The 10,715-nt window shown below is 44.8% G+C and carries 15 protein-coding genes; 6 read left to right on the forward strand and 9 right to left on the reverse strand.

The window, feature by feature from the left end:
* Window positions 1-312: 312 nt before the first annotated feature.
* On the forward strand, window positions 313-672 hold the full coding sequence (gene raiA, locus L0J61_RS05345; protein ID WP_301465307.1) for a ribosome-associated translation inhibitor RaiA: 360 nt from the start codon (window positions 313-315) through the stop codon (window positions 670-672).
* A gap of 298 nt (window positions 673-970) precedes the next feature.
* On the opposite strand, the gene thiS is transcribed toward raiA, so the two are convergent.
* The 4 genes from thiS to L0J61_RS05365 form a co-directional block, all read right to left on the reverse strand.
* Window positions 971-1,171, reverse strand: a complete 201-nt coding sequence (gene thiS, locus L0J61_RS05350; RefSeq protein ID WP_301465308.1) for a sulfur carrier protein ThiS — start codon at window positions 1,169-1,171, stop codon at window positions 971-973.
* A 63-nt stretch (window positions 1,172-1,234) separates the two neighbouring features.
* The gene (locus tag L0J61_RS05355; RefSeq protein WP_301465309.1) at window positions 1,235-1,603 is read right to left on the reverse strand and encodes a DUF423 domain-containing protein; all 369 of its coding nucleotides are present in this window, start codon (window positions 1,601-1,603) and stop codon (window positions 1,235-1,237) included.
* A gap of 84 nt (window positions 1,604-1,687) precedes the next feature.
* Complete coding sequence (gene rpoH, locus L0J61_RS05360; RefSeq protein WP_301465319.1) at window positions 1,688-2,551, reverse strand: RNA polymerase sigma factor RpoH; 864 nt, start codon at window positions 2,549-2,551, stop codon at window positions 1,688-1,690.
* 235 nt (window positions 2,552-2,786) lie between these two features.
* Window positions 2,787-3,245, reverse strand: coding sequence for a sulfurtransferase TusA family protein (locus L0J61_RS05365; protein ID WP_301465310.1), 459 nt, complete (start codon window positions 3,243-3,245; stop codon window positions 2,787-2,789).
* 396 nt (window positions 3,246-3,641) lie between these two features.
* On the opposite strand from L0J61_RS05365, the gene L0J61_RS05370 reads away from it, so the two are divergent.
* Window positions 3,642-5,228, forward strand: coding sequence for a M48 family metalloprotease (locus L0J61_RS05370; RefSeq protein ID WP_301465311.1), 1,587 nt, complete (start codon window positions 3,642-3,644; stop codon window positions 5,226-5,228).
* 91 nt (window positions 5,229-5,319) lie between these two features.
* Here the strand turns inward: L0J61_RS05370 and L0J61_RS05375 are convergent, their stop codons facing one another.
* Window positions 5,320-5,769 (reverse strand): GatB/YqeY domain-containing protein, encoded by a 450-nt coding sequence (locus tag L0J61_RS05375; protein ID WP_301465312.1) that lies wholly within the window; start codon window positions 5,767-5,769, stop codon window positions 5,320-5,322.
* 185 nt (window positions 5,770-5,954) lie between these two features.
* Window positions 5,955-6,170, reverse strand: coding sequence for a 30S ribosomal protein S21 (rpsU, locus tag L0J61_RS05380; protein WP_010195908.1), 216 nt, complete (start codon window positions 6,168-6,170; stop codon window positions 5,955-5,957).
* Window positions 6,171-6,578: 408 nt separating this feature from the next.
* On the opposite strand from rpsU, the gene L0J61_RS05385 reads away from it, so the two are divergent.
* The 4 genes from L0J61_RS05385 to crcB all read left to right on the forward strand — a co-directional run bounded on the left by L0J61_RS05385 (window position 6,579) and on the right by crcB (window position 9,216).
* The gene (locus tag L0J61_RS05385) at window positions 6,579-6,926 is read left to right on the forward strand and encodes a hypothetical protein (protein ID WP_301465313.1); all 348 of its coding nucleotides are present in this window, start codon (window positions 6,579-6,581) and stop codon (window positions 6,924-6,926) included.
* Between the two features lie 113 nt (window positions 6,927-7,039).
* Window positions 7,040-7,570 carry a cytochrome c5 family protein gene (locus L0J61_RS05390; RefSeq protein WP_301465314.1) on the forward strand — a complete coding sequence of 177 codons (531 nt, stop codon included), beginning with the start codon at window positions 7,040-7,042 and terminating at the stop codon, window positions 7,568-7,570.
* Between the two features lie 117 nt (window positions 7,571-7,687).
* Complete coding sequence (tsaD, locus tag L0J61_RS05395; RefSeq protein WP_301465315.1) at window positions 7,688-8,746, forward strand: tRNA (adenosine(37)-N6)-threonylcarbamoyltransferase complex transferase subunit TsaD; 1,059 nt, start codon at window positions 7,688-7,690, stop codon at window positions 8,744-8,746.
* A 98-nt stretch (window positions 8,747-8,844) separates the two neighbouring features.
* Window positions 8,845-9,216 carry a fluoride efflux transporter CrcB gene (gene crcB, locus L0J61_RS05400; RefSeq protein ID WP_301465316.1) on the forward strand — a complete coding sequence of 124 codons (372 nt, stop codon included), beginning with the start codon at window positions 8,845-8,847 and terminating at the stop codon, window positions 9,214-9,216.
* 51 nt (window positions 9,217-9,267) lie between these two features.
* Here the strand turns inward: crcB and L0J61_RS05405 are convergent, their stop codons facing one another.
* From L0J61_RS05405 to L0J61_RS05410, 3 genes are all read right to left on the reverse strand, one after another.
* Complete coding sequence (locus L0J61_RS05405) at window positions 9,268-9,633, reverse strand: glyoxalase superfamily protein (RefSeq protein WP_301465317.1); 366 nt, start codon at window positions 9,631-9,633, stop codon at window positions 9,268-9,270.
* A gap of 145 nt (window positions 9,634-9,778) precedes the next feature.
* Window positions 9,779-9,955, reverse strand: coding sequence for a transposase (locus L0J61_RS10710; protein WP_367651943.1), 177 nt, complete (start codon window positions 9,953-9,955; stop codon window positions 9,779-9,781).
* A gap of 25 nt (window positions 9,956-9,980) precedes the next feature.
* Window positions 9,981-10,619 (reverse strand): hypothetical protein, encoded by a 639-nt coding sequence (locus L0J61_RS05410; RefSeq protein ID WP_301465318.1) that lies wholly within the window; start codon window positions 10,617-10,619, stop codon window positions 9,981-9,983.
* Window positions 10,620-10,715 lie beyond the last annotated feature (96 nt).

The following is a 10,715-nucleotide window of genomic DNA, read 5'->3' on the forward strand; positions in this document are numbered from 1 at the left end:
ACCTGAAAGAAACAACAGTTTTTATTACATTTAATTACAATATAACCGCTTGCTACTATCTAAGTTTCATGACAAATTAGAGTCATACCAATCACAAAACTTAAATGTTGATTTTAAGTGTTTACGAGTAGTACCGATTTCTACTGGTCATTAATTAGACGACAAAGGAACCGTCAAGACTGTGCGACAGGTGCTCATTCTGAGAGATATTAGGCTTAACAAGATTGAGTAGCGTGTTGGTAAGGCAAGATGGTAAAGGCAAGATAATGCTGTCATCTGTTGATTGTGAGTCATAAACAAAAGGACAATAATATGAATGTTTCTATCAGTGGTCATCATATCAGTGTTACCGAAGCTATGGATACAGCGGTTCGCGAAAAGCTAGAAAAAGTAGAGCGACACTTCGATCAGATACAGAGTATCCAGGTGATATTATCGCTCGATAACAACGGTGGCGTGAAGAGCCACAAAGCTGAGGCAATTCTACGAGCATCGGGTCAAGAGATGTTTGTTCAAGCGTCTGAAGATGACATGTATAAAGCCATTAATAACATGGCAGATAAGCTTGATAGACAAGTACGTAAGTATAAAACCCGGCAAGAGCGCAAAAAAACACAGGGTGCTGGACGTTATCCAGATCTAGGCTCTGCGGAAGTGTCACCAGCCGTATAAGTTTATTAGGGCGTAGTGAAGCCTGATCGCACAATAATTACTATAAAACGATTACTTCATTACGCTTTAATTTTTCATACTACGCTTCAAGTATCTTACAGGCTTCAAGTTCTTATAGATAGATACTGATATTTCCAAATTTAAACGAAAAAGACCTTAACATAGTAACTGTTAAGGTCTTTTTCGTTTAAGTGCTGCTGATATTATCTGAGATTTATCGTTTACAGTCACACTAAAAAATCATGCAGACATTTTTATAAAATCGAGGAGTCTTACAAGACTAAGGTGGCAAACAGTGCTACCCGCCACCGACTGCTTGCACCACTTCGATATTCATACCGTCGACGATACGCAGTTGAGCCAGCTCACTTTTTGGGACAAGCTCACCGTCGACTTCTACAGCATAGCGACCTTGACTCAGTCCAAGCTCATTAATGACTAACTGCACTGTTTGATGAGTTGTTTGTAGGCTTCTGCCATTGACACTAACGGTACTCATAATAAACGCTTCCTAATGATTTAATATTCCTTTGATGTAGCATGTTTTTAGTTACATATATTTCTATGCAGGCTTTATTTTGAAGGCTGATACTGCCAACCATAGCCATCCTGCGATCATCAGCATGCCACCTACGGGTGTGATAGCCCCAAACCAACGTGGTGCTCCTAATGTCATCGCATATAAACTACCAGCGAAGATAATAATACCAATTTGTAGTAGCCAAGCGGTGGTTTGCGTGACGTATTTAAGGCGAATTAGGACGCCAACGACGAGTAAACCCAGCGCATGAACAAATAAGTAGAGTGTTGCGGTATGCCACCATTCAATCTGCTGAACACTGACGATATTTTCTAAGCCATGCGCACCGAATGCCCCAAGGGCAACTGCGATGGCCATATTGATTGCTGCAATACCTATCCAATTTAACATAGAAAAACTCGTGTTCTTAAAGGCTCTCGCTACTGACTTAAGTGACTGTCAAAAAATACCAGCTACTGCTATTGCCAGCTACTGTTATTGAATGTCATCGGGCAAAATCACACTATCAATGGTCATGGCGTCACGGATTTTATCCATGGCATTTTTTTCAATTTGGCGCACACGTTCGGCAGAGATAGAGTAGACTGCTGCTAGCTCATGTAAGGTTGATTTTTGCTCAGACAGCCAACGTTGCTCGACGATATCACGCGAGCGATCATCTAGTGTGTCCATCGCCGTTACCAAGGCTGAGGAGTTGCTTTCTTCCCAGTTTTCTTCTTCTAGCTGCTCAGCAGGATCGATGCCATCTTCTAAAAATAACTGCGGTGCATAGCGACCATCGTCGTCGTCGCTCGACTGCGCTTCAAATGAAGCGTCGTAAGAGGTTAGGCGAGACTCCATCTCGAGCACTTGTTTGCGTGTGACGTTTAAGTCTTTGGCAATGGCATCGGCTTCGTCTAGTGTCAGCTGATTATTGGTTTTTTTCAGGCTGCGCAGGTTAAAGAAAAGCTTGCGGTGTGCTTTGGTCGTCGCGACTTTGACGATACGCCAGTTACGAATCACAAATTCGTGAATTTCTGCTTTTATCCAATGCACAGCAAAAGAAACCAAACGGACCCCTTTGTTTGGATCAAATCGCTTAACCGCTTTCATTAGCCCAAGGTTACCTTCTTGGATTAGATCTGCCTGCGGCAATCCATAGCCTGAATAGCTGCGGGCAATGTGAATGACAAAGCGCAGGTGAGACATCACTAATAGACGAGCTGCTTCTACGTCATCTTCATCATAGTAGCGATGTGCCAGTTCTTGTTCTTGCGTCGGTGTCAAAATAGGGATTTGGTGGACGGTATTAATATATGAGCCCAAATTGACACCAGGTGCTGATAAATGAGTTGGCATTGCAGGCACTAAGTCGCGGGTGCTGGTGTTACCAAGCGTACTCGAGTCATAAGGTGGACGCTGTGCAGCTGCTTTCAATGCAGCATCACGTTCTTCGTTTTTTATGGGTGCTGTATCGTCCGCTTTACTTGTTTCTGCAGCATCATTAGAAGTATTAGCCATATTCTTGACCTTGGTTAAATGGTTAAGCAAATAGTCAGATAACAATCTTTATAATTGTAAAGGATAGCGATGCTTATTTGCTATCAGTTTTGGTAATGATGAAGTGGTATATTGTATCGAAATGCTGTGCTGGTGTGCCACCAGATGGTTGCTGCTGGGTGACTTCGTTCACATCTAATAGCAAATAGTGGTCGCTGTTCGCTTGTTTGCTCTGGCGACAAAAAGCCATGATATCTGCTTGTGAGTTTGGGCCGGTAGCGATAACGTATAATGACTCGCCAGTCGGTACATCTCGTAGGCCGACTTTGGCTTTTAATAGTGGCATCGGGCAAGCGAGTCCACGACCATCGACGAATCCTTTGATGTTAAGTTCGGCATGTGCCACATCTGCGCCAGTATTTGATGCTATCTCGATCACTGGCAGTAATTTTAACATCTCATTTATGACTTGTTGCTCACTCTCAGGCAAGGATGTCATTAAACATATAGGACGTGGCGTGCGAGTGGTATTTGACTGAATATCAGCAGACATAAATAAACCTTAAAGCTATCTGTATTGTTTTACTTAGTATGTCGTTATAGACGGTTATTATATCAAATAGCCAGCGTGCAATTGCAGTTGAATAAAATCAACGCCGTGTTCGATTGATTAGAATTACATAGCGATGTTGCACGATAGTGACGGGCTGCTTGGTGATTGGTAGTCAGCGGTAGGCTTGAATTGACCTTCCATAGACAAGCTCGTATAGTCGGGGAGGCGTTATCAATCCTGAAAGCCGTCAATAAGCCGTTAACGTTGGGTAAACAGCCAATGAAACAATCCAATATACACACGATAGTCACGCATTTATCAGGATATCTATCAGACATGGGAGCGATTTTGTTTAAATCAAAGTTTAAATCAAAAATAAGTCGTATATCTGTTTCTATGCCCACTATTTATTCTATGTCGAACGCATCTATATCAGGCGTTGGCAAGTTAGGGCTGTCAGTCGCATTGTTGGCAATGACAACAGCGATTACGGTGCCAACCGCTAATAGCCAAGAAGCGTCACTTCCTTATGCTTCGTGGCAATCCAGCGATTCAGATGAAATAATACTGCCTAGTCTGCGAGGGCAAGGCCTCAGCTTCGATGAGCAATACCAAAATAAACTGCTGGGAGAGTGGTCGCTACGAAGCGCCAATAGAAGCATCAAGATGGAGCACGATCCATGGATCAACGAAACCCTAAAAAACATGACATGGCGTATCAATGCACAAGCACGGCAACAGGCACCCATGGGCTTGGTCATCATTGATAACCTAAATATCAATGCTTTTGCAGCGCCAGGTGGGGTTATTGGACTCAACACAGGGACGATACTGGCTGCTAAAAGTATGGATGAGCTGTCTAGCGTCGTGGCTCACGAAGTCGCGCATATCAGCCAGCGTCATTATGAGAGCGGTGCAGACGAACGCAAAAAAGCATTGCTGATGCAAATAGGTGGCTTGCTAGCGGCGATCGCCGCGTCTACTGTCGATGGTGATGCGGCGGCGGCAGTGATGATGGGCAGCCAAACGGCGACGATGAACAGCAGTATGGCGTTTAGTCGTAGCAATGAGCGAGAAGCAGACCGCATCGGTATGCAAATTATGAATCAAGCGGGCTACGATCCAAGGGCGATGTCGAGTTTCTTTGCCACGATGAATCAGCGCAGTCAACTCAATCAAGTTGAAAATCAGTTTTTACCGAGCTTTGTGCGCTCGCACCCACTTAGCAACGAACGTCTCAGTGAGGCTCAAAGCCGTGCTCAACAGTATCCTGCATTGTCATTGAGCCAACAGCAACGTCATCAGGCACTGTTTGATTTGCTCTATTGGCGTGTACAAAGCACGGGCAAGCATGCATCAGAAACAGCGCTGAAGGCGGCGGCCCAAAATAGTGTCGGTGCAAAGTTAGCATTGACATACCGGTATGGTGAGCAGCAGCGCTTTGATGAGGCTCATGATTTACTGGAACAAGTTACCCAACTGCCCGGCGAGCAGCGTCGAGGATTAGAGCCTTTATTATCGATCACTCATAGCCAACTATTGACTGAGCAAGGGAAGTGGTCACAAGCTGCTGATATGCTCGCTGGTCAGCAACGCCTGTATCCTGAACGTCGTGACTTGCGTTTGTATTTGGCAGAAGCATTCACCAATAGCAATCAACCCACCAAAGCACAAGCATTGCTTAAGCCGTTAACTGTGCAGCAGCCAAGTGACCGTTATGCATGGCAGAGCCTGCAACTTGCCAACGAAAAACTGGCAAAAACCACCACGTCCCCTCAGGTAGCAAATATTGCGACCATCAATGCTTTACGCTATCGCAGCCAAGATCAGCTGTGGAGTGGTCGCTATGACGGTGCCTTAACATCGCTAACGCAGGCCAAGCGACTGGCAGAGACCTTGCAAGCCAATAGCGCGCGTCCGCTTTTAGCCAATATTGAGGCAGAACTTAAACAGGTAAAAATCGCCAGAGACTTTGAGCCTTAACCTTAAAGCCTTAGTACAGACGCTAAGCAGTCACTGGCAATCATCGGCGGTTATCTCAAAAATACGCCAACCATAAACTCACGGTAGCGTATTAGCCTTGCAGTGCGTTTTTTACCAACTTCGAGATGACAGCGGGGTCAGCACGACCTGCGGTCTTGCTTTTTAATGCACCCATCACACTGCCCATATCTCGCATTGAGGTCGCACCTTGTTCAGCGATTTCGGCACTTACCAACGCTGCGAGCTCATTATCATCTATTTGCTGCGGCATAAACTCATTGATAAGATCAATTTCGAACTGCTCTTTGGCTGCCAAATCATCACGACCGTTTTCGGTGAAAATAGCGAGAGATTCTTGGCGCTGCTTTAGCTGCTTTTGTAGTACTTCTAACACGTCTGAATCATCTAGCTCTATTTGACGATCGATCTCGATTTGTTTGACGACTGATTGAACGTTGCGCAACACTTTGACGCGCTCAAGCTCACGCGCTTTCATAGAGGTTTTGATGTTGTCGGCTAAAGCTTGTTTAAGCTGGCTCATTGTTACTATCCTTGTTCGTTAAATACGATTCGTTTAATTTTAATATACGGTCTAGTCTGGTAGCAATTTTTGACGACAGATTTGGCCGTTGATGATAAAAATTGTAGCATAAAAAAACGCCACTGATATCGATAGATAGCAGCGGCGTTCGTGTAACACTGGTATTTAACCAATCAAATTTTTGATTAGTACATACGAGTGGTACGAATAGTTTCGCGTTGTAATTTTTTCTTATAACGCTTTACAGCAGCAGCTTTTTTGCGCTTGCGTACTTGCGTTGGTTTTTCGTAAAACTCACGCTTACGTACGTCTGATAATACACCAGCTTTTTCGCAAGCACGTTTGAAACGACGGATAGCGATATCAACTGGTTCGTTTTCTTTAACCTTAACTGCAGGCATGAAGACTCCTTGATTAGGATGAGATATGAAGGCATTAGTTTGGCTGTGTATTAGTATTTAGCCGTAATATCTCAAGATTACTGGCATCAGCTCAAACTAGGATAATATTGTGTATTAGCACAAGGGCAGATATTCTAAGGGTTATCAATGTTAAAGTCAATTATTTTTTCCTATTAATGCATATTAATCATAAAGTTGCGTGATATTTTGCTGAGTGTGTGTCGTCAGAATAAACATGGTCATTTAAATTGAGGACTGTGTTTGCGAGCGAATCAATAGATAGGTTCATCAAATACAGGCTACCACGAAGAAAAAACCTTACTGTCTATAACGGTTTGTCTGGAGTTTGTGCTATGATTATTCGCATTATATCAATCGTTTTATGAGCATTTTATTGAGGGTGTTGCAATGAAGAAATCAGTACTAAATACGGTGTTAAGCACAGCATTGATCGCCGCTTTGGGCCTTGGTATTAGCGCTTGTGGTGGTCACGGCGACGATCACGCAGTAGCGTCAAAAGATCGTGTCGATGAAGCTTCGGCATTGGCTCGTGAAAACGCACCTGCTCCTGAGGAGATGGACTTTCCAGAGACAGCGCCTGTGGTTGCTACCGAAGGTGCAGAGACTACTGACGCTACTGCAACGGAAGCAGAGGGTACAGATACGACTGAAGCGGCTGTTGAAGGCGAAGACAGCGAGGCCGAAGCGACCGATACGGCGGAAACAGGCGCTGAGGCTGAGCCAGTAGCAGAATAAACGTTCGTTTTTCACGAGTTTTATTTGTTCGAGCTTATGCTTTTAGGTCAGTGAGCAGTTATCAACATGAAGTATTTAGTAGAGATTTCAGCATGATGCAATTTCGGCAACGTATGAGCATATTAATTAGGCCCATCACTAGTGCGGCCGCTCTATGTGCATTATTGTCACTGTCTGCCTGTAGTAGCGAGAGCACAGATGCTGAATCTGCCGCTAGCAATCAGCCTACTGATACACCGGTAATGGAAGAGGAAGCGACTGTCACAGAGTCTGAAACTGTGACACCTGAGCCGGTGACCGAAGCAGACTCTGTTAGCACAGTGGCTGTTTTCGCTGAAACAACGCCTGCCGAAGATGAGGCAGAACAACAAGCGACTGCTGATGCAGCCGCGATGGCGTTGCCTGCTGATGCAGGGGTAATGACCTATGAAACCAACTGTCAGGTTTGTCACGCAGCAGGTTTGCTGGATGCGCCCAAATACGGTGACCAAGCAGCGTGGGCGCCGCGTCTGGCTAAAGGTACCCAAACGCTATATCTGCATTCGGTACAGGGTTTTAATAAGATGCCTCCTCAGGCTACAGATAAGGTCAGTGAAGCACAGGTCCATGCGGCGGTAGATTACATGATAGATGCCGTGAATTGACCTTACATATAGAATATATAGTCTATTGAAATTTGTTAAAATGACCGTCATTGTGACTGACAATGGCGGTTTTTTTTGGCATGTCCGTGATGCAAGAAACGATATAAAGGCAAAGGTATGAAAGTATTGGGTTTGGAGACGTCTTGTGATGAGACGGGGCTAGCGATTTTTGATAGCGAGCAGATGAATAGTGATAATCAAGGTTTGGTTGGTCAAGTCCTGTACTCACAAATAGAGCTGCATGCACTCTACGGAGGTGTCGTGCCCGAGCTTGCCAGTCGCGACCATATCCGCAAACTTGTGCCTTTATTAAATGAGCTGTTGGATCAATGTGATGTCAAAAAAAGCGAGATTGATGCCATTGCCTATACCAAAGGACCAGGTCTTATCGGTGCTTTAATGACGGGTGCGCTATTCGGGCGTAGCTTGGCGTATGGGTTGGATATTCCGGCGATTGGTATCCATCACATGGAAGGGCATTTGCTTGCACCGTTGATGGGTGCGAATCCACCTGCATTTCCTTTTGTGTCATTATTAGTTTCTGGCGGTCACACCTTGCTTATCGCGGCGCATGGCGTTGGGCAATATGAAATATTGGGTGAGTCGATAGATGATGCGGCGGGTGAGTGCTTTGATAAAGCCGCCAAGATGCTTGGTTTGCCGTATCCTGGCGGTCCTAATGTGGCTAAGTTGGCCGAAACAGGCAATCAAAATGCCTACGACTTGCCGCGCCCCATGTTACATCGTGGTTTGGATTTCTCTTTTAGCGGTATGAAGACCGCTGTGCATAACCTGATCAAAGACACGCCGTACTCAGGAGGATCAGGAAATGACGGCGACAGTGATCCGCAAGTGCGTGCGGATATCGCCGCCAGTTTCCAGCACGCTGTGGTCGATACGCTCGTGAAAAAGTGTGTGAAAGCGCTAAAGCAAGCAGGCATGAGTCGCTTAGTCATCGCCGGCGGTGTCAGTGCCAACTCCCATTTGCGCAACACGTTAGAGGCAGAGTTGGCTAAAATAAATGCGACTGTGCACTATGCGCCGCCTGCTTTATGTACGGATAACGGGGCGATGATTGCCTACGCTGGTTATGAGCGACTGCAAGCGGGGCAATCAGATGGTTTGGCGGTCAGCTGTGTGCCACGTTGGCCGATGACAGAACTGCCTGCCGTGTGATGTCTGTTTTTTACTTAGGGTTTGTTGAGCGTTTGGTTACGGTGCTGACAGACGCTAATATCAGGTTCATCAAAAACCACCCATATTAAGGATAAGCTATGCAGTGGCTCGCCATTGGTTTAGGAGCAGCGTTCGGCGCTTGTCTGCGGGCGTGGCTATCACGTTTTAATCCGTTACACAGTTGGATACCATTGGGTACGCTGAGCGCCAATATTTTAGGCGGGCTGCTGATAGGTTTGGCGTTGGTGTGGGTCGAGCGAATGGGTAGCGGACTGTCTGACAATGTACGAGTGTTTGTGGTCACCGGATTTTTAGGTGGTCTGACTACCTTTAGTACCTTTAGCGCTGAGGTATTTAGCTTTATGCATGATGGGCGGCTGCTGGCTGCGCTTGCATTGATAGGACTGCACGTGGGGTTGACGTTGCTTGCCACGGCATGTGGGTTTTATTTCTTTAAGTTGGTGTTGTAGCCGTGTTTTATCATGCTTTGTAACGATTCTATGCTTAACAGGTCCTAGCGTTCAATTATTTAACGACTCATTAAAAATAATCTTATTTGAAAAAGGGTCTACTACTTCAAATACTCTGTCGCCCCAAGGTGCCTGTATGATTTCTGGGCGACTATATTTATAGTTTGTCGCCGTGACTTCATGGTATAGCGCATCAAGACTATTGGTATTCACAAATACTTTTGCGCCAGGACTGCAGTCTGCTGAATGTTCACTCAGATGGAGTTTTAAATCACCTTTAGAAACCTGCATGTAGATAGGGTCGTCACCAGAAAACCGATGCTCCCAATCAAGCGACATAGACAGGAATCCTAAGTAGAACTCTTTTGCTTTTACTTCATCAAATATTCTCAGTATTGGGATGGCTTCGAGTCTCATATTTAGACCTCTTCAATGTCGTAATTTAAAGGTAACTATTCAGGATTGGGGATGGCGGTTTATTAATGTGTTTGAGGGATGACATAGCTGGTTCCATTGGGGTCCACTTTAAGAACTGTGTGTGGCAAAATACGTCGTGATATAGTCAATCCAAGATAAAAGAAGCACATCCCATATCATGAAACAGCTTTGGTAAATTATTCTCCATCCACCCTTGTTGTAGAAACTTAGCTTGTGCCCATTTCTTTTCGATAGGATTTAAATCAGGACTATAGGGTGGTAGAAATAAAAGCCTATGACCCTGCCTATTAAAATGAATCACTTATTCCGAACTGGGGCTATAACGATCATTTTGATTCCTCTTTTACCATCGCTTTAAATCTATCGGAAAAGTCAGGTAAAACGGAACGCACTGTATTCCACGGAGAGAGGGATGCAACACCCATTGGATCCTCATAAAACTCAGCTGCAGCTTCTTTGATAGCCTCTTCAAAAGCTTCGACTACATTTATCTCATTTTGGCGGTTATACTCAAGGGAGTTTATCTTACTGAGTGCATTGTACTTTGAAATCTCAATACGCGATTGCTGGTAGTATGAAGCAAGGAGTGTTTTAAAAGAGGCTTCTGAAAAAACCACTCCCTCTTGAGCTAAAATTCTAAAAAGAGTTTTAGCTATATCGTTTGCCATCTTGTAAATGCCACCATCTTCACTTTTTGAGCCTAAGTTTTGATGTTTATGCTCATAACTTTCCATGATTTCTGTTTGACAGATACGACGGTTTGAGGTGTTTTTATAAACTTCTGAGAGTGTTGAAACCTCAAGTCCCCAAGTAGGAGAAATCGCAATACCACGACCAAGAGAGCGGATAAATGCGAACTCTCCAGAGAGGGCATAACGAAAACTCTGCATATACTGCAAGTAGCGGTTTGAGCCAAAAGTAATCTTGAGTGCTTTTATGAGTGGTGTATAAAAAAGACGGGTCACACGACCGTGGAGCTTGTTTGTAACGCGAGAGTAATAGCCTTTGATGAACTACCCACTACCTTAGAGGTAGGGGTTTCTTAGGTAATGCTCATACTT

The organism is Psychrobacter sp. (genome assembly GCF_030457785.1).
Lineage (GTDB): Bacteria > Pseudomonadota > Gammaproteobacteria > Pseudomonadales > Moraxellaceae > Psychrobacter.

Coding starts and splice junctions, on each gene's coding strand:
- raiA (WP_301465307.1), top strand. CDS start 313: ATGAATGTTTCTATCAGTGGTCATCATATCAGTGTTACCGAAGCTATG.
- thiS (WP_301465308.1), bottom strand. CDS start 1,171: ATGAGTACCGTTAGTGTCAATGGCAGAAGCCTACAAACAACTCATCAA.
- L0J61_RS05355 (WP_301465309.1), bottom strand. CDS start 1,603: ATGTTAAATTGGATAGGTATTGCAGCAATCAATATGGCCATCGCAGTT.
- rpoH (WP_301465319.1), bottom strand. CDS start 2,551: ATGCCAACTCATTTATCAGCACCTGGTGTCAATTTGGGCTCATATATT.
- L0J61_RS05365 (WP_301465310.1), bottom strand. CDS start 3,245: ATGTCTGCTGATATTCAGTCAAATACCACTCGCACGCCACGTCCTATA.
- L0J61_RS05370 (WP_301465311.1), top strand. CDS start 3,642: ATGCCCACTATTTATTCTATGTCGAACGCATCTATATCAGGCGTTGGC.
- L0J61_RS05375 (WP_301465312.1), bottom strand. CDS start 5,769: ATGAGCCAGCTTAAACAAGCTTTAGCCGACAACATCAAAACCTCTATG.
- rpsU (WP_010195908.1), bottom strand. CDS start 6,170: ATGCCTGCAGTTAAGGTTAAAGAAAACGAACCAGTTGATATCGCTATC.
- L0J61_RS05385 (WP_301465313.1), top strand. CDS start 6,579: ATGAAGAAATCAGTACTAAATACGGTGTTAAGCACAGCATTGATCGCC.
- L0J61_RS05390 (WP_301465314.1), top strand. CDS start 7,040: ATGAGCATATTAATTAGGCCCATCACTAGTGCGGCCGCTCTATGTGCA.
- tsaD (WP_301465315.1), top strand. CDS start 7,688: ATGAAAGTATTGGGTTTGGAGACGTCTTGTGATGAGACGGGGCTAGCG.
- crcB (WP_301465316.1), top strand. CDS start 8,845: ATGCAGTGGCTCGCCATTGGTTTAGGAGCAGCGTTCGGCGCTTGTCTG.
- L0J61_RS05405 (WP_301465317.1), bottom strand. CDS start 9,633: ATGAGACTCGAAGCCATCCCAATACTGAGAATATTTGATGAAGTAAAA.